General features: G+C 74.6%; 19 protein-coding genes and 1 pseudogene. 10 read left to right on the top strand and 10 right to left on the bottom strand.

What is annotated here, in order from left to right; translation table 11 throughout:
- The first annotated feature begins 4 nt into the window (after positions 1 to 4).
- The 4 genes and pseudogenes from AB0883_RS05785 (at position 5) to thiC (ending at position 3,927) form a co-directional block, all read left to right on the top strand.
- On the top strand, positions 5 to 775 hold the full coding sequence (locus AB0883_RS05785) for a thiazole synthase (protein ID WP_366639750.1): 771 nt from the start codon (positions 5 to 7) through the stop codon (positions 773 to 775).
- Between the two features lie 83 nt (positions 776 to 858).
- Positions 859 to 1,533: a thiamine phosphate synthase gene (locus AB0883_RS05780; RefSeq protein ID WP_366639748.1), complete on the top strand. Its 675-nt coding sequence runs from the start codon at positions 859 to 861 to the stop codon at positions 1,531 to 1,533.
- On the top strand, positions 1,530 to 2,318 hold the full coding sequence (gene thiD, locus AB0883_RS05775; RefSeq protein WP_366639746.1) for a bifunctional hydroxymethylpyrimidine kinase/phosphomethylpyrimidine kinase: 789 nt from the start codon (positions 1,530 to 1,532) through the stop codon (positions 2,316 to 2,318). Before AB0883_RS05780 ends, thiD begins: the two co-directional genes overlap by 4 nt.
- 17 nt (positions 2,319 to 2,335) lie before the next feature.
- Positions 2,336 to 3,927, top strand: a pseudogene (gene thiC, locus AB0883_RS05770) (phosphomethylpyrimidine synthase ThiC).
- A 155-nt stretch (positions 3,928 to 4,082) separates the two neighbouring features.
- Here thiC and AB0883_RS05765 read toward each other — a convergent pair.
- The 4 genes from AB0883_RS05765 to AB0883_RS05750 form a co-directional block, all read right to left on the bottom strand.
- A complete protein-coding gene (locus tag AB0883_RS05765; RefSeq protein WP_366639744.1) occupies positions 4,083 to 6,656 on the bottom strand; it encodes a hypothetical protein in 2,574 nt (857 codons plus the stop codon).
- 76 nt (positions 6,657 to 6,732) lie between these two features.
- Complete coding sequence (locus tag AB0883_RS05760; protein ID WP_366639742.1) at positions 6,733 to 7,035, bottom strand: cupin; 303 nt, start codon at positions 7,033 to 7,035, stop codon at positions 6,733 to 6,735.
- Positions 7,032 to 7,982, bottom strand: coding sequence for an LLM class F420-dependent oxidoreductase (locus AB0883_RS05755; protein ID WP_366640309.1), 951 nt, complete (start codon positions 7,980 to 7,982; stop codon positions 7,032 to 7,034). Before AB0883_RS05755 ends, AB0883_RS05760 begins: the two co-directional genes overlap by 4 nt.
- 2 nt (positions 7,983 to 7,984) lie before the next feature.
- On the bottom strand, positions 7,985 to 8,770 hold the full coding sequence (locus AB0883_RS05750; RefSeq protein WP_366639740.1) for an ABC transporter ATP-binding protein: 786 nt from the start codon (positions 8,768 to 8,770) through the stop codon (positions 7,985 to 7,987).
- Between the two features lie 266 nt (positions 8,771 to 9,036).
- Between AB0883_RS05750 and AB0883_RS05745 the strand changes: the two genes are divergently transcribed.
- Positions 9,037 to 10,068 carry an ABC transporter substrate-binding protein gene (locus AB0883_RS05745; RefSeq protein WP_366639738.1) on the top strand — a complete coding sequence of 344 codons (1,032 nt, stop codon included), beginning with the start codon at positions 9,037 to 9,039 and terminating at the stop codon, positions 10,066 to 10,068.
- A 97-nt stretch (positions 10,069 to 10,165) separates the two neighbouring features.
- A complete protein-coding gene (locus AB0883_RS05740; protein ID WP_366639736.1) occupies positions 10,166 to 11,011 on the top strand; it encodes an ABC transporter permease in 846 nt (281 codons plus the stop codon).
- Between the two features lie 109 nt (positions 11,012 to 11,120).
- On the opposite strand, the gene AB0883_RS05735 is transcribed toward AB0883_RS05740, so the two are convergent.
- Complete coding sequence (locus AB0883_RS05735; protein ID WP_366639734.1) at positions 11,121 to 12,302, bottom strand: ABC transporter substrate-binding protein; 1,182 nt, start codon at positions 12,300 to 12,302, stop codon at positions 11,121 to 11,123.
- Positions 12,303 to 12,748: 446 nt separating this feature from the next.
- Between AB0883_RS05735 and AB0883_RS05730 the strand changes: the two genes are divergently transcribed.
- The 4 genes from AB0883_RS05730 to AB0883_RS05715 all read left to right on the top strand — a co-directional run bounded on the left by AB0883_RS05730 (position 12,749) and on the right by AB0883_RS05715 (position 17,413).
- The gene (locus tag AB0883_RS05730) at positions 12,749 to 15,952 is read left to right on the top strand and encodes a sensor histidine kinase (protein ID WP_366639732.1); all 3,204 of its coding nucleotides are present in this window, start codon (positions 12,749 to 12,751) and stop codon (positions 15,950 to 15,952) included.
- On the top strand, positions 15,949 to 16,356 hold the full coding sequence (locus tag AB0883_RS05725) for a roadblock/LC7 domain-containing protein (protein ID WP_067359650.1): 408 nt from the start codon (positions 15,949 to 15,951) through the stop codon (positions 16,354 to 16,356). Before AB0883_RS05730 ends, AB0883_RS05725 begins: the two co-directional genes overlap by 4 nt.
- Positions 16,357 to 16,443: 87 nt before the next feature.
- Positions 16,444 to 16,809 (top strand): DUF742 domain-containing protein, encoded by a 366-nt coding sequence (locus AB0883_RS05720; RefSeq protein ID WP_091627805.1) that lies wholly within the window; start codon positions 16,444 to 16,446, stop codon positions 16,807 to 16,809.
- Positions 16,790 to 17,413: an ATP/GTP-binding protein gene (locus tag AB0883_RS05715; RefSeq protein ID WP_088998389.1), complete on the top strand. Its 624-nt coding sequence runs from the start codon at positions 16,790 to 16,792 to the stop codon at positions 17,411 to 17,413. The genes AB0883_RS05720 and AB0883_RS05715 overlap by 20 nt, the downstream gene beginning before the upstream one ends.
- Positions 17,414 to 17,440: 27 nt before the next feature.
- Here AB0883_RS05715 and AB0883_RS05710 read toward each other — a convergent pair whose 3' ends face one another.
- The 5 genes from AB0883_RS05710 to AB0883_RS05690 are packed head-to-tail and all read right to left on the bottom strand — an operon-like array spanning position 17,441 to position 25,064.
- Entirely contained in the window at positions 17,441 to 18,529 is a 1,089-nt protein-coding gene (locus AB0883_RS05710) for a uroporphyrinogen-III synthase (protein ID WP_121399859.1), read from the bottom strand.
- Positions 18,530 to 18,874, bottom strand: coding sequence for a nitrite reductase small subunit NirD (nirD, locus tag AB0883_RS05705; RefSeq protein WP_366640308.1), 345 nt, complete (start codon positions 18,872 to 18,874; stop codon positions 18,530 to 18,532).
- Positions 18,875 to 18,932: 58 nt separating this feature from the next.
- Positions 18,933 to 21,467 (bottom strand): nitrite reductase large subunit NirB, encoded by a 2,535-nt coding sequence (gene nirB / locus AB0883_RS05700; RefSeq protein WP_366639729.1) that lies wholly within the window; start codon positions 21,465 to 21,467, stop codon positions 18,933 to 18,935.
- Complete coding sequence (locus AB0883_RS05695; RefSeq protein ID WP_366639727.1) at positions 21,464 to 22,903, bottom strand: FAD-dependent oxidoreductase; 1,440 nt, start codon at positions 22,901 to 22,903, stop codon at positions 21,464 to 21,466. The genes nirB and AB0883_RS05695 overlap by 4 nt, the downstream gene beginning before the upstream one ends.
- Before the next feature lie 37 nt (positions 22,904 to 22,940).
- Positions 22,941 to 25,064, bottom strand: a complete 2,124-nt coding sequence (locus AB0883_RS05690) for a molybdopterin oxidoreductase family protein (RefSeq protein WP_366639725.1) — start codon at positions 25,062 to 25,064, stop codon at positions 22,941 to 22,943.
- Between the last annotated feature and the right edge of the window lie 18 nt (positions 25,065 to 25,082).

The following is a 25,082-nucleotide window of genomic DNA, read 5'->3' as shown; positions in this document are numbered from 1 at the left end:
CGCGGTGAGCTTCGACCTGGGTGGCGTGAGCTTCACGTCCCGGCTGATCCTCGGCACCGGCGGCGCGGCCAACCTGCGCGTGCTGGAGGACGCCGTCCGCGCCTCCGGCACCGAACTGGTCACCCTGGCCCTGCGCCGCGTCGACACCGCCCCCGGTACCGCCGGCGGGCTGCTGGACCTGCTGGACCGCTGCGGCGTGCGGCTGCTGCCGAACACCGCCGGCTGCTACACCGCGGGCGAGGCGGTGAAGGTGGCGCACCTGGCCCGGGAGGCGTTCGGCACCGACTGGGTGAAGCTGGAGGTGATCGGCGACGAGCGCACGCTGCTGCCCGACGGGGTGGAGCTGCTGCGCGCCGCCGAGGAACTCGTCGACGACGGGTTCGTGGTCTTGCCGTACACGTCGGACGACCCGATCCTGGCACGCCGGCTGGCCGACGTCGGCTGCGCCGCGGTGATGCCGGCGGGCGCGCCGATCGGCTCCGGGCTGGGCGTGTCGAACCCGCACCACATCCGGCTGATCCGGCAGGGCGTCGACGTGCCGGTGATCCTGGACGCCGGCATCGGCACCGCCTCGGACGCCGCGCTGGCCATGGAGCTGGGCTGCGACGCGGTGCTGCTCGCCAGCGCGGTCACCCGCGCCGCCGACCCGGTGGCGATGGCCACCGCCATGCGGTACGCGGTCGAGGCGGGCCGGCTCGCGTACGGGGCCGGCCGGATCGCACGGCGCTTCCACGCGCTCGCCTCCACCCCGGACGAGGGACGGCCGGACCTGTGACCGCCAGCCCCGGTCCCGCTCTTGCGGCTTCGGCACCGATTCCGGCTGCGGCTGTGGCTGCGGATCTTGGCACGGAAGGGCCCTTGGAGGGGCCGTTTCCCGCCAAGATCTCGGGCGGGCCGGCCGGCGTCGTGCTGTTGACGGACCGGTGGCAGGCGCGGCGGTCGTTGGTCGACGTCGTGGCGGGGGCGGTCGCCGGGGGAGTGCGGTGGGTGGTGCTGCGGGAGAAGGACCTGCCCCGGGCCGAACGCGTCGCCCTCGCCGCCGAGCTGCGCGCGATCCTCGCCGAGGTGGGCGGCACCCTGGTCGTCGCCGGCCCCGACCCGCTCGGCGGCGACGCCGTGCACCTGCCGTCGGCGGGGCCGTACCCGCCGCCGCGCTACGGCCTGGTGGGCCGCTCCTGCCACGACCGGGCGGAGCTGGCGCGACTGACCACGGAGGACTACGCCACCCTCTCGCCCGTCTACCCGACCAGCACCAAGCCCGGCTACGGGCCACCCCTGCGCCCGGACGGGCTCAGGAAGCTGATCGCGGCCAGCGCCGTGCCGATCCTGGCGCTCGGCGGAGTGCACAGCCCGGACCAGGTCGCCGCCTGCGTCGACGCGGGAGCCGTGGGGGTGGCCGTGCTCGGTGCCGTCATGCGCGCCGACGACCCCGAGGCGGCAGCAGCCGCCCTCACGGCAGCCACCGCCACGGCAACCGCCACCGCGCAGGCCCGGCCCAGGCTCCCGCCTGCCACCACGGAAGAGGAACGATGACCCCGACGACCGTCCTCACCATCGCCGGCTCCGACTCCGGCGCGGGTGCCGGCATCCAGGCCGACCTGAAGGTCTTCGCGGCCCTCGGCGCGTACGGCACCAGCGTGCTCACCGCGGTCACCGCGCAGAACACGAGGGGCGTCGACGCCGTGCTGCCGCTGCCGCCGCGCACGGTCACCGAGCAGCTCGACAGCGTGCTCGCCGACTTCACCGTCCGCGCCGTCAAGACGGGTGTGCTCGGCACCCCGGCGGTCGCCGACGCGGTGGCGGGCGCCGCGAAGGACGGCCGGCTGCCGCACCTCGTCGTCGACCCGGTGCTCGTCGCCACCAGCGGGCACCGGCTGGGCGTGGTCGCCGCCGTCGAGCGGCTGCTGCCGTACGCGCAGGTGGCGACGCCGAACTGCGCGGAGGCCGCCGCCATCACCGGACGCCCGGTGACCACGGTCGAGGAGATGGTGGCCGCCGCCGAGGCGCTGGCGGCCGGCGGCCCGGCGCACGTGGTGGTGACCGGCGGCGACGTGGACGCCGACGGCGAGGCGGTCGACGTGCTGTACGGCGGCGGCGTCACCACCCTGCTCCGCGCGCCGCGGGTCGACACCCGGCACAACCACGGCACCGGGTGCTCGTTCTCGGCGGCGATCGCCGTGCGGCTGGCGCTCGGCGACCCGGTGCCGACGGCGGTCGCCGCCGCCAAGGAGTACGTCCTCCGCGCGCTGACCGGCGCGCGGGACTGGGAGCTGGGCGCGGGACGCGGCCCGCTGGACCACTTCGGCTGGTCCGCTTGATCACCAGGGAGGCTGTCATGCAGGCACGTCGCAAGGTGTACGTGGAGGGGTCCCGGCCGGACGTGCGGGTGCCGTTCGCCGAGGTGGAACTGACCGGTGACAACCCGCCGCTGCGGCTCTACGACACCTCGGGACCCGGCTCCGATCCGGAGGTCGGGCTCCCGCCGCTGCGCGGAGGGTGGATCGCCGAGCGCGGCGACGTCGCACCGGTGCGGGGCGCGGGCACCCCGCTCGCCGGGACGGGCGGGCGCCGCCCCACCCAGCTCGCGTACGCCCGGGCCGGCGTGGTGACGCCGGAGATGGAGTTCGTGGCGGTCCGGGAGGGGATGGCGCCGGAGTTCGTCCGGGACGAGATCGCCGCCGGGCGGGCCGTGCTGCCGCTCAACGTCAACCACCCGGAGTGCGAGCCGGCGATCATCGGCAAGGCGTTCCTGGTCAAGGTGAACGCCAACATCGGCACCTCGGCGGTCACCTCGTCGGTGGCCGAGGAGGTGGAGAAGCTGACCTGGGCGACCCGGTGGGGCGCGGACACGGTGATGGACCTGTCGACGGGGAAGCGGATCCACGAGACGCGCGAGGCGATCGTGCGGAACTCGCCGGTGCCGATCGGCACCGTGCCGATCTACCAGGCGCTGGAGAAGGTCGGCGGCGACCCGGTGAAGCTGAGCTGGGAGGTGTTCCGGGAGACCGTCGTCGAGCAGGCCGAGCAGGGCGTCGACTACATGACGGTGCACGCGGGGTGCTGCTGCCGTACGTGCCGCTGGCGGTGGACCGGGTGACCGGGATCGTGTCGCGGGGTGGCTCGATCATGGCGGCCTGGTGCCTGGCGCACCACGAGGAGAACTTCCTCTACACGAACTTCGCCGAGCTGTGCGAGATCCTGGCCCGCTACGACGTGACATTCTCGCTCGGCGACGGGCTGCGCCCCGGCTCGATCGCCGACGCCAACGACGCCGCGCAGTTCGCCGAGCTGCGCACGCTGGGCGAGCTGACGAAGGTCGCCTGGGAGCACGACGTGCAGGTGATGATCGAGGGCCCCGGCCACGTGCCGATGCACAAGATCAAGGAGAACGTGGACCTCCAGCAGGAGTGGTGCCACGAGGCGCCGTTCTACACCCTCGGCCCGCTGACCACCGACATCGCCCCCGCGTACGACCACATCACGTCGGCGATCGGCGCCGCGATGATCGGCATGTTCGGCACCGCGATGCTCTGCTACGTGACCCCGAAGGAGCACCTGGGGCTGCCGGACCGCGACGACGTGAAGGCCGGCGTGATCGCGTACAAGATCGCGGCGCACGCCGCCGACCTGGCCAAGGGGCACCCGGGCGCGCAGGCGTGGGACGACGCGCTGTCCAAGGCGCGGTTCGAGTTCCGCTGGGAGGACCAGTTCAACCTGTCGCTGGACCCGGAGACCGCGCGCTCGTACCACGACGCGACGCTGCCGGCGGAGCCGGCGAAGACCGCCCACTTCTGCTCGATGTGCGGCCCGAAGTTCTGCTCCATGAAGATCACCCAGGAGCTGAAGGAGTACGCGGCGCGCGGCATGAAGGACAAGTCGGAGGAGTTCCTCTCCTCCGGCGGCCGGGTCTACCTGCCGCTCGCCTGAGCAGCGCGACCGCGCGTCCGAGCCGGCGCCCGTCCGAGCCGCCCGTCCGGGGTCGGCGCCCGGAGGGCGGATGTTCAGGAAAGCGGAGGTTCGCAACGGCGGACGCCCGCCCCGGCTCCGGTCGTCCGGGGCGGGGCGGGCGTGGGCCGGTCGGGTCAGTCGCGGTGGTGGCGGCCGGTGGAGCGCAACGACCGCCGGCCGCTCTCCTGCTCGGGTTCGTTGTCCGGGACCGGCTTGCTCAGGCCGGTGACCCAGTCCACGTACTCCTCGTCCTGCGCCGGCAGCGGCTCGGACTCCCGGTCGGCCGAGGCGTCCTCGGCCCGGGGCCGGTTACGGCGGAACAGGCCCAGCCTGCCCCGATTCCGCCCGGTGGGCTGCTCGGCCTCGGCGGGCGACGGGGAGCCGGGCGACGGTGCCTCCGCCCGGGCGGCGGGGACGCCGTTCTCCGGCGCGGGCTCGGCGGGCGCCGGGACGGGGCCGCCCTGTCGTGCGGTGGCGAGCGCCTCCCAGTTCGCGGCCCGGGCCAGGTCGGGCATCGGGGCCCGGTGGCGGGGTCGGGGCGTTACGTCGGGCGCGGGTTCTGCGGCCGGCGGTGCCGCCTCGGCGGTGCCGTCGGCCTGGGGCCGGGGCGGTGCCGGCCACGCCGGGGCGGGCGGGGGCGCGGTGCCGGCGTCCGGCTCGACGGCCCGGCCGGGAGCCGCCTCGCCGTCCGCCGCGAAGAGCGGTACCGCGCGAGGGCCGCTGCCGTCCGACCCCGACCCGCCGGGGGCCCCTCCGGCCGTGCTGCCGGGCCCGGCTTCGGCGGTGGGGCCGGCTTCGGGGCCGGTCGTGGTGTCGGACCCGGCTTCGGCCGTGGGGCCGGCTTCGGGGCCGGTCGTGGTGTCGGACCCGGCTTCGGCCGTGGGGCCGGCTTCGGGGCCGGTCGTGGTGTCGGACCCGGCTTCGGTCGTGGGGCCGGGCTGGGGGCCGGTCGTGGTGTCGGGCGTGGCTTCGGCCGGGGGACCGGGCCGGGTGCTGGTCGTGGTGTCGAGCGCGGCGGGGGCGTCCGGGGATGGCGACGACACCGCCGTGACCGGCGCGGTGGGCCCGGTCACCGGGTTGCCCGTGGCCTCGGGCGTCGGACCCGCAGCCTCCGGTGCCACCGTGCCGGCGGGCTGACGCGTCGACCGGGGCTTACGGGTGCGGCGGGGCTTGGGCGCGCTCGGGACGGCCTGCTGTTCGGCGACCGCTTCTGCCGGCTGTCCCGCGGGCGTCGCCGCCGCGCCGAGCTGCGCGCCGAGCGTCGCCGCCGCGGCGGGCTGCGCGCCGGGCCTCGCTCCCTCGCTCGGCTGTCCGGCGGGCGCCGGTCCCGCGGTCGGCACGCCAGCGGGCGTCACCTGCGCGTCGGGCTGCGCGTCGGGCGTCGTCTTCCCGGCTGGCGGTACTTCGTCGGCGACCGGGGCGGCCGGGACGACCGGTGCGACCGACGTGGTCGGGACGTGCTCGTCGGTGCTGTCCTGCGTGGGGGTGGGCTCCGGTTCGAGCGGACGGTCGACTGTGGGCAGGCCGCCGGGAGCCGAGGCCGGCGACTCGGCCGTCCACCCGGGACCCGCGTCCGTCCGGGCATCGGCGGCGGGAGCCGGGACGGTCCCTCCGTCGGCGGGCCAGTCCCAGTGCGGCGGAACGACCCGGGGCGCCGGGCCGTCACCGCTGGCGGCGACGACCGCGCCGGAGCCCGTACCGCCCGCCTGGTCGCCGACGACCGGGGCGGCGCCGGCCAGGTCGACCGTCTCCGGCTCGTCGCCGCCGGTGGACGCCGGGGTCCGCGGGAGGGCCGGGCCGGTGGGCAGCGGCCGGAGGATGTCGGTCGGCTCGATGGCCCCGGTGGGGGCGGTGCGCGCGACGAGCGGCCAGCGCAGCAGCGCTGCCGCGGCCGACCCGAGCGCGCCGGCGGCCACCGCGAGCAGCGCCGCGTAGTACGGCGTGAGTTGGTAGCGGTCGGCGGTGTCGCCCGGGCCGGCGGTCAGGTAGGCGAACGCGACCAGCACCGGTCCCGCCACCCCCGTCGCGCCGCTGACCAGCGGCGGATGACCCCGCCACCGGGCCAGCCCGCCGGTCGCCGCGCCGGCCAGCAGCGCCACCAGCGGCAGGACCACCAGGGCCAGCCCCTGCGCCGCGCCGGCGTCGAGGGACGCCGGCTCCAGCACCCCCAGTCGTACGGTGTCCAGCGGCCCGGTCGAGACCAGCGACGGCGCCACCGAGACCAGGGCCAGCAGCCAGATCGCGCCGGCGATCGCCGCCACGTTCCATCCCACCGGCGGCTGGAGCAGTACGGCGAGGGCGGCGCCCGCGCCGACCAGGGCACCGAGGACCGCGCAGATGCCGACGGCCCAGACCGGGTCCACCGAGACGAGTTCGGCCGCCCTGGCCGGCTGCATGCAGAGCGGCGCGACGACGGTGGCGCCCAGCGCGGCGGCGCCGGCGACGGCGAGCAGGCGCCCGGTGCCGGCCAGCCCTCCGTCCCGGCGGGCCAGGCGCTCGGTGAGCACCGCGCCCATCACGGCGGCGTTCGCCGCGAACCAGCCCGCCCAGACGAGCTGGGCCGGCCACTGGTTGACGGTGGCGCCGGTGAAGGTGCCGGAGAGCCGGACGATGCCGAAGCCGAAGGCGATGCCGAGCTGACCGGCCCCGGCCAGCAGGCTCACCCCGAGCGCGGTGAGCAGCAGTCTGCCCCAGGTCCGAAAGGCCATGTCCGGCACGTTACGCACCTGTTGACCAGGCCGCCACCGGCGCGCCGCAGGCGGGGGGCGACCCGCCGGCCGGCGGTTACTTCAGTTCGACCAGCCTGGCCAGGTACGTCGTGTCGCCCACGTTGGTCAGCATGTGCACGGCCCCCGGGTCCCGGTAGACCACCCCGCCGGTCGGCTCGTCGGCGTCGATGAGGGTGCCGTCGATCGTCTGTACGACGTTCTTCGCCCCCTGGATCGCCACCACGAGGTACGGGTGGTCGTGCCGGTGCAGCGGCTGCCGCTCGCCCGGCTCCAGGCGGATGTGCCAGACCCGGACCCGGTCGTTCTCGTACACGATCTCCTGGCCCACCGGGCCGAGTTCGCGGTGCTCGTCGGTCATCGGGTTGCATCCAGTCGGGGGAGCACCTCGGCGGCGATGAGTTCCAGGTGGTCGAGGTCGGCGAAGTCGATCAGCCGCAGGTGCACCCGGGTGGCGCCGATCGCGGCGAACTCGCCGATCCGGTCGACGAGCTGCGCGGGCGAGCCGACCACCGGGTCCTCGGGCGGCAGTGCGCTCTTGACGTGCAGCGGGGCGGCGCGGCGGTGCGCCTCGGCGTCGGTGCGACCGATCGCCACCAGGATGCCGGCGGAGAGGGTGAGCGGGGCGCGTCCCGACTCGGCCCGGCCGGCCCGGTCACAGGCCTCACGCACCCGCTCGTACGCGGCGGCGGTCTCCGCGACGGTCTTGAACGGCATGTTGAACTCGTCGGCGAACCGGGCGGCGAGGTCGGGGGTGCGCTTCGGGCCGCGGCCGCCGACGATGACCGGCGGGCCGGGCACCTGCACCGGCTTCGGCAGCGCGGGGGCCTCCAGCAGCCGGTAGTGGTCGCCAGTGAAGCTGTACGTCTCGCCCGGCGGCGTCCGCCACAGCCCGGTGATGATCTCCAGCTGCTCGGCCAGCCGGTCGAAGCGCTCGCCGATGCCGGGGAACGGGATGCCGTAGGAGACGTGCTCCCGCTCGTACCAGCCGGCGCCGATGCCGAGCTCGACCCGGCCGCCGCTCATCTGGTCCACCTGGGCCACCATGACGGCCAGCGGGCCGGGCAGCCGGAAGGTGGCGGAGGTGACCAGGGTGCCGAGCCGGATCCGGCTGGTCTCCCGGGCCAGCGCGGCCAGCGTCAGCCAGGCGTCGGTCGGGCCGGGCAGCGCGGCCTCGTCCCCCATCGCCTGGTAGTGGTCGGCGCGGAGGAAGCCCTCGAAGCCGCCGTCCTCGGCCAGCCGGGCGAAGCGGAGCTGGTCGTCGTAGCTGGCGCCCCGGTGCGGTTCCGTGAAGACGGTGACCCGCATGCTCATCGTCCCTCCGCGCCGGCTGTCGCCGGCAGGTCCCGCTCCATGAGGAGTTCGTGCAGGTCGGCGCTGACCCGCGCGACGTCCGCCAGGTGCGCGTTGCGGCCGAGGGTGCGCGGTCGCGGGATGTTGACGTCGACGACCTTGCGGATCCGGCCGGGGCGGGGGCTGAGTACGACCACCCGGTCGGCGAGCAGCACCGCCTCGTCGATCGAGTGGGTGACGAAGACGACGGTGGCCCCGGACGTCATGTGCACGCGTTGCAGCTCGCCGGAGAGCTCCTCGCGGGTGAGCGCGTCGAGCGCGGAGAACGGCTCGTCCATCAGCATCACCCGGGGCTCGCCGATGAGCGACCGGCACAGCGAGACCCGCTGCTGCATGCCGCCGGAGAGTTCGTGCGGCAGCCGCTTCTCGAAGCCGGCCAGCCCGGCGAGGTCCAGCAGCTCCCGGGCCCGGTCGCGGTGCTTGGCCCGCTTCCAGCCGAACATCTCCACCGGGAGCAGGACGTTGTCCAGGACCGTGCGCCAGGGAAGCAGGGCGGGTCGCTGGAAGAGCATCGCGATGTCCCGGCGCGGCTTGGTGATCGGCGTACCGGCCACGGTGATCCTGCCCTCGCTCACGGGGAGCAGGCCGGCGATCAGGCGCAGCAGCGTGGACTTGCCGCAACCGGAGCGGCCGAGTACGGCGACGAACTCACCCGCCGCCACGTCGAGGTCGATGCCGCGCAGCGCCTCGACGCGGCCGCTGCGACCGTCGAAGGTGCGGGACACCCCGGAAAGCTGGATCATCTCCGGCGGCCTCCCTGAGTCGGGGATCAGCGATCGCGGCCCAGGGTAACCGCCTCGTGTGGACAACATGTCGTCCGGGGTGGACGCGAGGATTTTTCCGTAACGAAACCCATACGCCTGGCATTGTAGGGGTCGGTTTCTCGTACGCTGTGCCAGCTAAGAGTCCCCTCACGACGGTTGGTGCCGGCTCAACCCCTCAGCCGGCCCGCCAGACAACCCCTCCGGCGGCGGCGCGCCGCTCCGGTCGGAAAGGACATGGTGCACTGATGAGAAGGCTGACCCGTACGGTCGCTGCCGCTGCGCTGGCCACCGCCCTCGCCCTGGTCTCCGGGTGCAGCGGCGACTCGGACTCCGGCGCCGACGCCAAGGGCGGCAGCGGCGGGGCGCTGGAGAAGGTGACCTACCTCACCTCGTTCGGCAACTTCGGCCGTGACTCCTACGCCTGGGTCGCGAAGGAGAAGGGCTTCTTCAAGGAGGCCGGGTTCGACGTCGACATCAAGCCGGGTCAGGGCACCAACGCCGTGATCGGGACAATCGTCAGCGGCCAGGCACAGTTCGGCCCGATCGACCTCACCGGCGGTCTGCTCCAGCTCGGTGGCGGCCAGGCCAAGGACTTCGTCGCGGTCGCGGCGATCCAGCAGCGCACCATGGCCGCCATCGCCACGGTCGAGGGCAAGGGCATCGCGTCGCCGAAGGACCTGGAGGGCAAGAAGCTCGCCGACACCCAGGGCTCCGTCGTGCGCAACCTCTTCCCGACGTACGCCCGGATGGCCGGCGTGGACGCCAGCAAGGTGCAGTGGGTCAATGGCCAGGCCCAGGACCTGATGGGCATGCTCGGCTCCGGCACGGTGGACGGCATCGGCCAGTTCGTCGTCGGCCAGCCCACCATCGAGACGGTGACCAAGCAGAAGGCCGTCATGCTGCCGTACAGCAACGTGATGCAGGACCTCTACGGCAACGTGCTGATCACCTCATCCAAGATCGCCAAGGAGAAGCCGGAGATGGTCAAGCGCTTCACCGCGGCCCTGATGAAGGGCCTGGAGTACGCGCTGACCAACCCGCAGGAGGCGGGCGAGCTGCTGAAGAAGAACGTCGACGCCGCCAACCCCGCCGCGGCTGCCGCCGAGCTCCAGCTCATGGCCGGCTACGTGCGCTCCAGCAACTCCGGCACCCAGCTCGGCACCCTGGACAGCGGCCGGGTCGCCAAGAGCATCGCGATCCTCCAGGGCGCCGGCGCGCTCAAGCAGAACATCACCCCCGACCAGATCATCGACTTCAGCCTCGCGCCGAAGGCCTGACGAACGCCGACCGTGAGCACGGGGGTGCGGTCCACCGGGGTGACCCGGGGCCGCACCCCCGTCGCGTGCCGGCCCGGCCGGCAGGAGAGGAGAACCCGTGACGGAGACGACCGCTACCCGGTCCGGCCACGTCGGGAAGAAGCCCGCGGGCGCCGGCGCGCCCCCGCGCCGGTCCGGCGTACGCCCGGCGGCCGTCGGGCTGCCGCTGCTCGGCGCCGTGATCACGCTGGCCGCCTGGTGGCTGGTCACGTCGGGCCTGGAACTGGTGCACCCGGTGTCGCTGCCCCCGCCCCAGGCGGTGTGGCAGGCGATGGTCGCGGGGAGCGACGTGCTGCTGCCGGCGCTGGGGGTCACCACCACGATGACCGTGGTCGGTTTCCTGCTGTCGGCGGTCGCCGGGGTGCTGATCGGGATGGCGCTGGCCGGGTCCCGGCGCGTCGAGCGGATGTTCGCGCCGCTGCTGGTGGCGGTCAACGCGGTGCCGAAGATCGCCCTGGGCCCGCTGCTGGTGGTCTCGGTCGGCTGGGGTACGAAGCCGATCCTGACCATGGTGTTCCTGCTCTGCTTCTTCCCGATCGTGCTCTCCACGGCGACCGGGCTCACCACCACCCCGAACGACCTGGCCGAGCTGGCCCGCTCGCTGAACGCCTCGTGGTGGCAGGCGTTCCGCAAGGTGCGCTTCCCCGCCGCGCTGCCGCAGATGTTCGTCGGGCTCAAGGTGGCCATGCCGCTGGCCGCGATCGGCGCGGTGATCGGCGAGTTCTACTCGGACAAGCCGGGGCTGGGCTATCAGATCCTGCAGTACAACGGCGTGGGGGACACCGCTACCGCCTGGGCGGCGATCGTGCTGATCGCGCTGATGAGCATCCTGCTCTACAGCGCGCTGTCCCTGGTCGAGCGGCTCGCCCTGCCCTGGGTCCGCGCCACCACGTCGGCCCGCTGACCCGCTGGAACGGTGGTCGGTGTGGCCCGCCGGGGCACGGCGGGCCACACCGACACGCTGGTCCGGCGCGCTGCCGCGCGCCGGAACCCCTCCGTCACCGACCGGCCGGTCAGCCCGCGAGGCGCCAGCGCCCGTTGCGCGCCACCAGGGTGGTGAGGGCCTGCGGCATCAGGCCGGAGTGGTTGTCCGGGGTCATCCGGATCGGCCCGGAGAGGCCGTCCATCTGGGTCGTCTCCAGCACGTCCCGGACGCCGTCGCGGTCGACCTCGCCGGGCTCGCCGCCCGAGCGCAGCTCCGCGTCGGCGATGAGCTGCACCGCGTCGGCCGCGAACGAGGAGGAACCGTTGTAGCCGCCGAAGCGGGCAGTGTAGTCCTGGAACCACTGGCGGCGGGCCGCCTTGGCCGGGGTGGTGGCGATCACGTCGTCGATCACCATGGTCTGGGTGAAGACCAGCGTGGTGCGTTCGGTCGCCCGGGACGCGGCGCCGAGGAAGAGGTCGCCGGCCGCCGCCGCGTCGAAGAAGAGGTCCCCCTCGAACTTGGCCTGCTGGGCGGCGTTGGCGGCCAGCGTCGCCTGCTCCGCCGAGGTCCACACGACCAGCGCGTCCGGCTTCTTGCCGACCAGGTCCTTGACCTGCTGGCCGACCTCGGTGTCGGTGGTGCGCACGGCCTCCTCGCGCAGCAGCTTGACGCCGGCCTTCGCGAACTCGGCGCGCAGCGCGGTCAACCCCTCGCGGCCGTAGGCGTCGTCGCTGTGCAGCACGCCCGCCTTGCGGATGCCCTTGCGGCGCATCTCGCCGGCGAGGGCGGCGGCGCTGTCGGCCGCGTTCGGGGAGAGCTTGAACACGTACCGTCGTTCGGCGACTGGGGTGGACACGGCGCTGGACGCGGCGAGCGCAATGGTGGGAATTCGCTTCTCGTTGATGGTGCGGACGGCGCCGACGGCACATTCGTTGCAGCCGCCCATGATGATGGCGCTGACTTGGGAATCGCTGCTGAAGTCACCGATGTTGCGCAGCGACTCGCTCGCGTCCGACCGGTTGTCCTTCACCCTCAGCTCGACCTTCCGGCCGTTCAGCGCGCCGGAGGCGTTCAGCTGCTCGACCTTCAGTTCCAGCGCCCGCTGGTACGCCTTGCCGACGGGCGCCGCCGCGCCGGAGAGTTCGAGGTCCGCGGCGATGACGATGGGACTGGTGTCCTGCTCGTCCGCCCCGAACTGGCAGCCGGTGAGCGTGGTGGCCAGCACGGCCGATGCGAGCGCCGCGGCGGTCGCGGAGCGGATGGGGGTCAACTCAGTCCTCCAGATGCGGCCCGGGACGATGCCCGGTCACCGCCGGGTTGTCCGTCCTCAGTAGAGGAACGGGTTCGGTCTGCCGTACGGTGTGCGCGAAGCCTGCAAAACCTTGCCAACGCCAGGCCCCGCGGTCAAGCGGAGCCCCCGAAGCGTTTCGGGACGCGTATCCCACATGGTGGGGCAACGGGAAGTTTGCAAGCGCTTACTAATACGACACGGATGACCACTCTGGAGTCACATGCCCTGTTCACGGGCATGGAGAATTGAAGGTATTAGTTGACCGGATCACGGGATGCGAGCCGTCCGACCGTTTCCTACCCCGCCGCGACTTCCCAAACAGGATCAGTTCTGATGAAATCGCGGCCGTGCCGCGTGTGGCGCAGTCCGCTGCACCGGGCGCGAGTCGGCGGGGCAGGCGTGGAAGAAACGACGGAGGCGATGTCGTGAGCACCGGACCGACGACCCTGCCCGCGAGTGGCGACACCGAACAGCCGAAGCGGCGTCGGCTGCCCCGGCTCCGCGACGTGCGGATCCGCTCCAAGCTCGCCCTGATCCTGGTCGTGCCGGTCGCCGCGGTGCTCGCGTTGGCCACGGTCCGACTCGTCACCATCGGTGAGAACACCTTCGACGCCAACCAGGCCAAGGCGTTGACCGCGCTCTCCGTCGACGTCTCCGCGCTGACGCAGGACCTGCACGCCGAGCGGATGGCCGCCGCCGCCTTCCTGTCGACGCCGCAGCAGAAGGCCGACGCCTACAACCTGCGGGTGCGCAGCACCGACGAGCGGGTCGAGGCGTACCGGGCGGAGCGCGGACGGGTCGACGACCTGCCGGCAGCCGTGCAGGAGCGCCTGGCGACCATCGACGAGCACCTGGAGACGCTCGCCAGCACCCGGCAGGAGGTGCTGGACCGCCAGCAGATGGCGGTCGCCGAGGCGGCGCTCCGCTACGGGGTCATCATCACCGACCTGGTCGCGTACGGCGACGGGCTGGCCCAGCTGCCCGGCGACGAGCGGCTCTCGGACGCCCGGCGCGCGGTCGCCGCGTTCGCCCGCGCCAAGGCGGCCGTCGCCGAGGAGCAGTCGGTCGTCTACACCGCACTCGTCGCCGGCAAGCTCGACGAGGAGCAGTTCTCCTCCTTCGTGGCCACGCTGACCAGCCAGCAGGAGGCGCTGGTCGCCTTCTCGCTGGCCGCCGACCCGACCCAGCGCGCCCTGGTCGACAGCACGGTCTCCGGCGACGCGGTCACCCTCGCCGACCGGGTGGCCGCCGACATCACCCGCTCGGTCGGGCAGACCTCGCCGGTGACCGCCCAGGACGCCACCGCCGCCATCGGCGCGGTCAACGACCTCATGCGGTGGGCCGAGATCCGGCTCCAGGACCGGCTGCTCAGCCAGGCCGACCAGGCCCGGTCGGACGTCATCCGGCAGGCCTTCATCGAGACGGCGCTGGTGCTGCTGACCCTCATCGTCGCGGTGACCCTCGCCGTGGTGCTGGCCCGCTCGCTCAACCACTCGCTGCGCCGGCTGCGGGAGGGCGCCCTCTCGGTGGCCAACCACGACCTGCCGGACGCGGTCAAGCGGCTGCAGAACGTCGGCAACGTCGGCGACGGCGGCGTCGAGGAGATCGTCCGGCAGGTACGCGACCCGATCAAGCTCAACAACCGCGACGAGGTGGGCCAGGTCGCGCTCGCCTTCAACGTCGTACACCGCGAGGCGGTCCGGGTGGCGGCCGAGCAGGCCGCCCTGCGTACCAGCGTCTCGGCGATGTTCCTCAACCTGGCCCGGCGCAGTCAGACCCTGGTCGACCGGATGATCGGCGAGCTCGACGCGATCGAGCGCGGCGAGGAGGACCCGAAGCGGCTCGCGCAGCTCTTCGAGCTGGACCACCTCGCCACCCGGATGCGCCGCAACGACGAGAACCTGCTGGTCCTGGCCGGCGCCGACTCGGCCGTGCCGCGCCGCGACGACGCCCTCCTGGTGGACGTGCTGCGGGCCGCGCAGTCCGAGGTGGAGCTCTACAACCGGATCGAGTTCGGCACCGTCGACACCGACATCTCGGTCGCGGCGCACGCGGTCAACGACGTGGTCCGGCTCGTCGCCGAGCTGCTCGACAACGCCACCCGCTTCTCGCCGCCGACCACCACCGTGGTCGCCGACGGCCGGCGGATCCGGGACTACGTCCTGATCCAGGTCGAGGACCGGGGCCTCGGCCTGACCGACGACCAGCTCGACTCGCTCAACCGGCGACTGGCCGCCCCGCCGAGCGTCGACGTCGCGGCGTTCCGGCTGATGGGTCTGGCCGTGGTCAGCCGGCTGGCCTCCCGCTACGGCATCCGGGTGGAGCTGCGCCGCAACGTGGAGGGCGGCACCGTCGCCCAGGTGACGCTCCCCGCCGCGACGGTGGTGCTGCCGCCCGTGCACAGCCGGGACCAGCAGATCACCCGGCCCCGGCAGCCGCTCGCGGTCGAGCAGAACCCGCTCACCCCGGCCGGTCTCGGCGAGCCGGCCGCCGGCGCGGGGCGTACCGCCTCGGCCACCCTCACCGACCAGTGGCGGTCCGCCGCCCCGGCGCCGTGGCAGGCCCCGGAGCAGGCGCGGGACACCGCGGCCCCGGTGCAGGCCGGTGGCCTGACGCCGACGCAGCCGACCGCTCCGCCGACGCCCCCGGCCCGGCCGGCCTTCGCCGGCGGAGGCGCCTCGGTCGGTACGCCGACCGTCGCGTACCCCACGGTCGACCCGCTGCCCAAGCGCGTCCCCGGCGGTGACGCCCCGGCGCCGGGCGCGCCGGTCCTGCCGGTCGGCCCGATCGCCGGCTCGCCGGCCACCGGGCTGTCGGCGGGGTTCGCCGGCTCCGCCCGGGAGACCGGCTTCGGCACCGACCCGGGCGCCGGTCGCGGCCTCGGGGCCGGCCTGGCCGCCACCGCCCCGCCCGCTCCCGCCGCGCCGATCACCCCGCGCGCCGAGCTGCCGGCCGAGGCACCGATATTCCGGGAGATGGAGGCGGTGTGGTTCCGGTCGCACGGTAACGACGCCACGGCCATCTTCACCCGCCCCGACTTCAGCCAGTCGGCCGCGGCCCAGCAGGCCGCCGGGGCGCCCAGCGCCGGAGCACCCGCCGTCGGGACGCCGGCCGCCGCCCAGTCGGCACCGGCGCAGCCCCGCGCGCCCCGACTGCCCACGCGTACGCCGGGCAGCACCGACACCGCCCCGCCGCCCGCGCAGTCGGCACCGCCGTCGTACACCCCGCCGCCGGCTGCGGCGCGGCCCACCACGCCGGACACACCCCCTGCGGCGCCCCCCGCGGCGCCGCCCGCCGCGCCACCCGCGGCGCCGGTCGCGGAACCGGCCCCGGCGGCGCCCGCGACCGACGCGGACGCCTGGCGGACCGCGGCAGACGAGGGCTGGTCCCGGGCCAGCCGGGCGGCGGCCCCCGCCACCGCCGGCACCACCCGCTCGGGGCTGCCCAAGCGGCAGCCGCAGGCACAGCTCGTGCCCGGCGGGATCGAGCCCCGGGGCGGCCGCGACCGCAGCCGGCGTACCCCGGACGAAGTTCGGGGCCTGTTGTCGGCCTACCACCGCGGCGTGCAGCGCGGCCGGGCGGCCGGAACGGACCAGAACAGCACCTCGACCAAGGAGACGAGTCGATGAACAGGCCAGCGGCCATGCAGGACATGAGTTGGTTGCTCACCAACTTCGCCGACAGCGTGGCGGGGATCGCCCACGTGGTGGCGGTGTCCGCCGACGGGCTGCTGCTCGCCTCCTCGCGGGACCTGCCCGCGGACCGGGCGGACCAGCTCGCGGCGATCACCTCGGGCGTGGTCAGCCTGACCGAGGGCGCCGCCCGGATGTTCAGCGCCGGCGGTGTGCTCCAGACGGTCATCGAGATGGACAGCGGCTACCTGTTCCTGATGTCGATCAGCGACGGCTCGTCGATGGCCGTGCTGGCGGCCCGCAGCTGCGACGTCGGTCAGGTGGGTTACGAGATGGCGCTGCTGGTCGAGCGCGTCGGTGCGGCGCTGGTGCCGCTGCCCCGGGACGCGGTGCGGTCCTAGCGGGCGCGACGCGCGGACGTGCGTCGCCAGGAACGAGAGGATCCGGTGCCCGACCAGGGGCCCGGCCGGGAGAGGAGGTGATCGTCGATGGACCAACGGCGCGTGGACCCACGTGGTGCGCTGGTACGGCCGTACGCGGTCACCCGCGGCCGGACCGAGGCTCGAATGGACATCGCCCTGGAGGCGGTCCTGACGGCAAGCCCGACCCAGGCTGCGGAGGCCCGCTTCGCGGGGCACGACAAGCACCGCATCGCCACCGTTTGTGAGGGCCGGGCGCAGTCGCTGGCCGAGATCTCCGCGTACACCCGGATGCCGCTGGGCGTCACCCGGGTGCTGGTCGCCGACATGGTGGCCGAGAGCCTGCTGACGCTACACACTGCCGCTCCCGCCGAGGGGTTCGAGGAGCGGATGGAAATCCTTGGAAGGGTGCTAAGTGGACTTCGCAGGCTATGACCCCGCCGGGGCCCGCCGAAACCGGGGAATCATCTCCGCGAAGATCGTGGTCGCGGGTGGCTTCGGCGTGGGCAAGACGACCCTGGTCGGCGCGATCTCGGAGATCACTCCGCTGAGAACCGAGGCGGTGATGACCGCGGCCGGTGTCGGCATCGACGACCCGTCCAAGGTGCCGGGGAAGCAGACCACCACGGTCGCCATGGACTTCGGCCGGATCACCATGGCCGAGGACCTGATCCTGTACCTCTTCGGCACGCCGGGCCAGACGCGGTTCTGGTTCATGTGGGACGAGATCATCAAGGGCGCGGTGGGGGCGGCCGTGCTGGTGGACACCCGCCGGATCACCGACGCCTTCGCGCCGCTCGACTACTTCGAGAACCGCAGGCTGCCGTACGTCGTGGCGTTGAACCGCTTCGACGGCGCGCCGCAGTACGAGCTGGAGGAGGTCCGCGAGGCGCTGGCCATCTCGCCGGACGTGCCGCTGGTGCTGACCGACGCCCGGCACCGGGACGCGGTCAAGCAGGTGCTGGTGACCGTCGTGGAGCACGCCATGCTCCGCTTGGAGGCCGAGCACGGCCGGGGCTACCCGGCACCGGTCGGCTGAACGGACGGCTACCGCCTCCGGGTCGCGTCAGTCGACCCGGAGGCGGTAGCCGCGCTTGACGACCGTCTGCACCACCCGGGGCGCGCGCAACCCGGCGCGCAGCCGGGCCACCGCCATCTCCACGGCGTGCTCGTCAGCGCCGCGCGGCAGCGTCCGCAGCAGGGCGGTCCGGGACAGCACCCGACCCGGCGAACCGCACAGTGCCCGCAGCACCGCCATCGGCGCCGGCGCGAGCGGACGCAGTTCGCCGTCGACCACGGCGGCGTGCCCGCGCAACGTGAGCAGGTGACCGGCCACCTTCAGGGTGACCGTCCGGCGCGGCAGTTCGTCGACGATGGTCCGGACCAGGGCGCCCAGGCGGGCCCTGGCCGGCGCGCTGACCGGCACCCCGCGCCGCAGCAGGGGCTCCGCGGTGACCGCGCCCACGCAACTGGCGAGCACGTCGCCCCGGAACGCGTCCAGCACCGCGTCGGAGCGGTCCCCGGCGGCGCGCAGCAGCGCCTCGGCCGCCGGGGCCGAGGTGAAGGTGACCGCGTCGACCAGCCGGCCGGCGACCAGGTCGATCAGCCGGTGCAGCGGGGCCGGGTCGGTCGGCGGCGCCCAGCGGTAGACGGGCACCTCGATCACGGTCGCCCCGGCCGCCTCCAGCGCCAGCGTGCACTCCGGCTGCCGCTCGCCGTGCAGCTGCATGGCGATCACCTGCCCGGCCACCCCGCGCCGGCACAGGTGCTCGATCACCTCCTCGCAGCTCTCCGAGTCGGGTGACCACTGGTCGTGCAGGCCGGCGGCGCGGATGGCCCCGCGCGCCTTGGGCCCCCGGGCCACCACGTACGCGCCGGCCAGCACGCCGCGCAGCGGCTCGGCCAGTCCCCAGCCCTCGGCCGCCTCCAACCAGCCGCGCATGCCGATGCCGGTGTTGGCCATGAGGACGTCCGGCGGCCGTTCGAGGCAGGCCCGGGTGGCCTCCCGCAGGTCGGTGTCGTCGGCCAGCGGCACGATCCGCAGGGCCGGGGCGATCACCACCCGGGCGCCCCGCCGCTGGAGCAGCGCGGCGAGTTCGTCCCGCCGGCGGTCGGCGGTCACCCCGATGGTGAAGCCCGCCAGTTCGTCGCGCATTCACCCCTCCTGCCGCAGCCGCACCTCGACCAGACCGTCCCGGCAGCGCACGTCATGCTTGGGCACGGCGACGCCGGGCAGGTCCAGGCAGACCCCGGTGCGCAGGTCGTACACCTGCTTGTGCAGCGGCGAGGCGACCGTCGGCACCCCGCCCCGGCTGCCGACGATCCCGCGCGACAGCACGTACGCCCCGGCGACCGGGTCGAGGTTGTCGATGGCGAACAGCCCGTCGGCGGTGCGGAAGAGGGCCACCTGCACGCCGCCGACGAGCGCGGCGACGCCCCGCTCGGGCTCCAGCCGGTCGAACGGGCAGACCGGCGTCCAGGTACGCGTCGCGGCGGGCAGCGTCGTCGTCATCGTGATGGTCATCGCCGTACCTCCAGCGGTCGGGGCGTCGTGGTGGTCATCGCCGCACCTCCGGCATGCCCAGCGCGACCGGCTGCCGGCCCTCGTCGGTTGCCGGCCTGCCCACGGGGACCGGTTGCCCCCGTTCGAGGGCGAACGTGATGGACGGGTCGGGCACCTCGGGGGCGTTGACGAAGGAGGCGAACCGGCGTAGCCGTACCGGGTCCTCCAGCACGTCGCGCCACTCGTCCGAGTAGGAGGCGACGTGCCGGGCCATCGCGGCGTCGAGTTCGGCGCACAGGCCGAGCGAGTCGTCCACGATCACCGCGCGGAGGTGGTCCAACCCGCCCTCCATCGCCTCGATCCAGGCGGCGGTGCGTTGCAGCCGGTCGGCGGTGCGGATGTAGTACATCAGGAACCTGTCGATCAACCGGACCAGCGCCTCGGTGGACAGGTCGGTGGCGAAGAGGTCGGCGTGCCGGGGCCGGAAGCCGCCGTTGCCGCCGACGTAGAGGTTCCAGCCGGTGTCGGTGGCGATGATGCCGAAGTCCTTGCTGCGCGCCTCGGCGCACTCGCGGGCGCAGCCCGACACCGCCGACTTGATCTTGTGTGGGCCGCGCAGCCCCCGGTAGCGCAGCTCCAGGGCGATGGCCAGCCCCACCGAGTCCTGCACCCCGTACCGGCACCAGGTCTCGCCGACGCAGGACTTCACCGTGCGCAGCGCCTTGCCGTACGCGTGACCGGACTCGAAGCCGGCGTCGACCAGCCGGCGCCAGATCTGCGGCAGCTGCTCGACCCGCGCGCCGAACAGGTCGATCCGCTGCCCGCCGGTGATCTTCGTGTAGAGCTGGAAGTCCCGGGCCACCTCGCCGATCACGATGAGCTTCTCCGGGGTGATCTCGCCGCCGGGGATCCGGGGCACCACCGAGTAGCTGCCGTCGCGTTGCAGGTTGGCCAGGAAGTGGTCGTTGGTGTCCTGCAACGACGCCTGCTCCCCGTCCAGCACGTGGCCGGAGCCGAGGGAGGCGAGGATCGAGGCGACCACCGGCTTGCAGATGTCGCAGCCGCGTCCCCGGCCGTGCTCGGCGATGAGCTGCGAGAAGGTGCGGATGCCGCGCACCCGGACGATGTCGAAGAGTTCCTGCCGGCCGGCGTCGAAGTGCTCGCAGAGCGCCGTGGACTGCCGCACCCCGGCCGCGTCGAGGAGCTGCTTGAGCATCGGCACGCAGGAGCCGCAGCTGGTGCCCGCCCGGGTGCACGCCTTCAGCGCCGGCACGTCCGCGCAGCCCCCGGCGATCGCGTCGTCGATGTCGGCGCGGGTCACCGCGTTGCACGAGCAGACCTGCGCGGCGGCGGGCAGCGCGCCGGCGCCCGCGCCCGCCGCGCCGGCGGGGGCGAGCAGCGCCAGTGGGGGCGCGGGCAGCGGGCCGCCGACGCTGGCCCGCAGCGTCGGGTACGCGCTCGCGTCGCCGACCAGCACCCCGCCGAGCAGGGTCTGCGCGTCGTCGGAGAGGACCAGCTTGGCGTAGACCCGGGTGGCCGGGTCGGTGAACGTCACGTCGAGGCAGCCCGGCGTGGTGCCGTGCGCGTCGCCGAACGAGGCCACGTCCACGCCGAGCAGCTTCAGCTTGGTGGCGGTGTCCGCGCCGGGGAAGGTGGCCGCCCCGCCGACCAGCCGGTCGGCGACCACCTCGGCCATCGCGTACCCGGGGGCGACCAGGCCGTGGCAGGTCCCGTCGACCGCCGCGCACTCGCCGACCGCCCAGATCCGCTCGTCGGCGGTACGGCAGGCGTCGTCGACCAGCACGCCGCCGCGCGGGCCCAGGGCGAGGCCGGCGCTGCGGGCCAGCTCGTCGCGGGGGCGGATGCCGGCCGCGACCACCACCAGGTCGGCGTCGAGCACCGTCCCGTCGGCCAGCTCCAAACCGGCGACCGTGCCGTCGGGGCCGGGCCGGACCGCGGTGGTGGCGACGCCCAGGTGGGTGGCGACGCCCAGCTCGTCGACGTACCGGCGGAGCATCGCGCCCCCGGCCGTGTCCACCTGCACCGGCATCAGCCGGGGCGCGAACTCCACCACGCTGGTGTCGAGCCCGAGCAGCCGCAGCGCGTTCGCCGCCTCCAACCCGAGCAGCCCGCCGCCGATCACCGCCCCCGTGCGCCGGCCCCGCGCGTGCTCCCGGATCGCCTCCAGGTCGTCCAGCGTCCGGTAGACGAAGACCCCGGGCAGGGTCGCGCCGTCCACCGGCGGCACGAACGCGTACGAGCCGGTGGCCAGCACCAGGGCGTCGTACGGGTGCTCGCCGGTTGCGGTACGCACCAGCCGCCGCTCCCGGTCGATCTCCGTGGCCGGCTCGCCGAGGCGCAGCTCCACCCCGTCGTCGGGGGTGTGCAGGTTCAGCTCCTCGGCGCCCACCCCGTCGAAGAAGGCCGAGAGCCGCACCCGGTCGTACGCCGGACGGCTCTCCTCGGCGAGCACGGTGACCCGCCACCGCCCCTCGGGGTCGCGGGCGCGCAGCGCGTCGACGAAGCGCTGCCCCACCATGCCGTTGCCGACGACCACCAGCCTGCCGACCCGCTCGCCTCGCTCGTTCATCGCGTCACCTCCACCGAATCGACTTCGGACAGCCAGCCGACGATGCCGGCGACGGCGTCCCGGCAGCCGCCGCACCCCGTGCCGGCCCGGGTCGCGGCGACCACGGCGTCGACCGTCCGGGCCCCGGAACGCCAGCAGCCCACCAGCTCCCCCTTGCTGACGTCGTTGCACTGGCAGACGGTCGCCGCGTCCGGCATCAGCGCCGGGGTCGCCGCCTGCGCGCCCGCCGTCGCGCCGAACGCCCGGCCGAGCAGCAGGGAGCGCCGGTCCGCCGGCACCGGCTGGCCCCGGTCGAAGAGCTGGATGACCGTGCCGACCGCCGGGTTGTCGCCGAGCAGGATCGCGGCGGTCAGCCGCTCGTCGTGGATGCGCAACCGGGCGTAGGTGCCCCGGGCCGGGTCGGCGAAGGTCAGCTCCTCGCCGGTGCCGCCGTCGCCCGGGTCGCCCATGGCGGCGAGGTCGATGCCGGCCGCCTTGAGCCGGGTCACCGCCGGCCGGGGCCGGTAGCGGGCCTGCGGGTCCTCCCCGGTGAGCACCTGCGCCACCACCCGGGCCTGGGCCCAGGCCGGGGCGACCAGGCCGGTCAGGGCGCCGTCGTGCTGGGCGCAGTCGCCGACCGCCGAGATCCGCGGGTCGCTGGTGCGCAGCCGGTCGTCGACCAGCACGCCCCGCTCCACGGCCAGCCCGGCCGCGCGGGCGAGGGCGGTGTCGGGGCGTACCCCGCAGGAGAGGACCAGCAGGTCGGCGGTGAGCGACCGGCCGTCGGCCAGGTCGAGGCGGACCCCGTCGGCGTCCGCGACCACCCCGGTGGCCGCGACGGCCAGGTGGGTGCTCACCCCGAGGCCCGCGAGCGTGCCGGCCAGCACGGCCGCGCCGGCCGGGTCGAGCTGCCGTTCCATCAGGTACGGCACCGGATGCACCACCGCGACGTCGAGGCCCCGGGCGGCGAGCCCGCGGGCCGCCTCCAGCCCGAGCAGGCCGCCGCCGAGCACCAGGGCGCTGCGCGCGCCGCCGGCCACGGCGAGGATCCGCCGGCAGTCGTCAAGCGTGCGGAACGGCACCACCCGCTCCGGCAGCCCGGGCCCGTCCAGGCCGGGCAGCGGGGGCACCACGGCCCGGCTGCCGGTGGCGAGCACCAGATGGTCGTACGCGACGCGGTCGCCGTCGTCGGTGTGGACCGTGCCGGCGGCGCGGTCGATGGCGGTGACCGTCACCCCGGTACGCAGGTCGACGCCCTGCCCGGCGGCCTCGGCCAGTTCCACGTCCGGCTCGCCGATCTTGCCCGCCAGCAGCGTGGAGAGCATGATCCGGTTGTACGCCCGGTGCGGCTCCGCGCCGAGCACGGTGACCTTCCGGTCCCCGCCCCGGGCGTGCAGCTCGCCGGCCAGCCGGGAGCCGGCCATCCCGTTGCCGACGATCACCACGCGCTCGCTCATGGCCGCGTCACCGGGCCCTGCCGGACGATTCGCTCGCTCATGGTTCGTCCACCCTCTCCAGCCGGACGGCGCAGATCTTGAACTCCGGCATCCCGGAGACCGGGTCGACGGCGTCGTTGGTGACCGAGTTGGCCCGCGCGGCGCCGCCCCAGTGGAACGGCGCGAAGACGGTGTCCGGCCGGATGGCGGTGCTGAGCCGGGCCGGCGCGCGCAGTTCACCCCGCCGGGAGACCACCCGTACCGGCTCGCCGTCGCCGATGCCCAGCCGCCCGGCCAGGTCGGGGTGCAGCTCGACGAACGCGTCCGGGGCGGCCCGGCGCAGCGCGGCGACCCGGCGGGTCTGGGTGCCCGACTGGTACTGGGCGAGGACCCGGCCGGTGGTGAAGTGCAGCGGGTACTCGGCGCACACCTCCTCGGCGGCCGGCCGGTGCTCCACGGCGTGGAACCGGGCCCGCCCGTCGGGGGTGGGGAAGCGGTCGGCGAAGAGCCGGGGCGTGTCCGGGCCGTCCTCGTCGGGGCAGGGCCAGAAGACGCCGTCGCGTTCGTCGATCCGTTCCCAGGTCACCCCGGCGTAGTCGGCGATCCCGCCGGCCGAGGCCCGCCGCAGCTCCGCGAACACGACCCGCGGGTCGGTGGCGTCGGCGCCGACGCCACCACCCCGGAGGCGGGCGGTGAGGTCGGCGAGGATCTCCAGGTCGGTACGGACGCCGGGCGGCGGCGGGCGCAGCGCGCGGCGGCGCAGCACCCGGCCCTCCAGGTTGGTCATCGTGCCGTCCTCCTCGGCCCACTGGGCGGTGGGCAGCACCACGTCCGCCAGCGCGGCCGTCTCGGAGAGCAGGAAGTCGGCGACCACGAGCAGGTCGAGGTCCCGTAGCCGGCCCTCGATCCGGGCGGCCCGGGGTGCGGAGACCACCGGATTGGAGCCGAAGACCAGCAGCGCCTTCGGCCCGGCGGGCGTGCCCAGCGAGTCCAGCAGCTCGTACGCCGGCACGCCCGGCCCGGGCAGTTCCTCGGCGGGCACCCCCCAGACCCCGGCGACGTGTTCCCGGGCGGCCGGGTCGTCGATCCTCCGGTAGCCGGGAAGCTGGTCGGCCTTCTGCCCGTGTTCCCGCCCGCCCTGCCCGTTGCCCTGCCCGGTGAGGCAGCCGTAGCCGGAGCCGGGGCGGCCGGGCAGCCCGAGGGCGAGCGCCAGGTTGACGAAGCCGGTGACCGTGTCGACGCCCTTGGCGTGCTGCTCGGCGCCGCGCGCGGTCAGGATGATCACGCGTTCGGCGGTGCCGAGGGCCCGGGCGGTCGCCTCCAGGTCGGCCACCGGCACCCCGGAGAGCGCCTCGGCGCGGGCGGGCCACCAGCCGGCCACGGCGCGGCGGACCGCCTCGAATCCGCTGGTGCGCTCGGCCACGTAGTCCCGGTCGATCCAGCCCTCGGTGAGCGCGACGTGCAGCAGCGCGTTCGCCACCGCCAGGTCGGTGCCGGGCAGGGGTTGCAGGTGCAGGTCGGCCTGGCGGGCGGTGGCGGTGACCCGGGGGTCGACCACGATCAGCCGGCCGCCGCGTTCGCGCTGCTCGGTCAGCCAGCGCACCAGCGGGGGCATGGTCTCCGCCGGGTTGGCGCCGACCAGCAGCAGCGTGTCGGCCCGGCCCAGGTCGGCCAGCGGGAACGGCAGCCCCCGGTCGATGCCGAAGGCGCGCATCCCGGCCGCCGCCGCCGAGGACATGCAGAACCGTCCGTTGTAGTCGATGTTCCTCGTGCGCAGCGCCACCCGGGCGAACTTCCCCAGCGCGTACGCCTTCTCGTTGGTGAGCCCGCCGCCGCCGAAGACGGCCACCGCGTCGCGGCCGTGTCCCCGCTGGACGGTGCGCAGGCCGGTGACGATCCGGTCGAGGGCGGCGTCCCAGCTCGCCGGGCGCAGCCCGCCGCCGGCCGGGTCCCGCAGCAGCGGGGTGGTCAGCCGCTCGGGGTGGTCGAGCAGCTCGGCGGCGGTCCAGCCCTTCTGGCAGAGGCCGCCCCGGTTGGTGGGGAACTGCCGGGGGAGCACCGTCGCGCGGCCGGACTCCTCGCGCAGCGTCATCCCGCACTGGAGGGCGCAGTACGGGCAGTGCGTCGCCACCTCCCGGGGCGTCCGCCCCGGTCCGGTCGCCGCGTGTGCACCGTCTGTCATGTCGGCAAAGCGTGCCGG

Source organism: Micromonospora sp. NPDC047812 (assembly GCF_040704175.1).
Taxonomy (GTDB): Bacteria; Actinomycetota; Actinomycetes; order Mycobacteriales; family Micromonosporaceae; genus Micromonospora.
The sequence above is the reverse complement of the archived record's forward strand: the minus strand, read 5'-3'. Positions and strand labels throughout refer to the sequence as shown.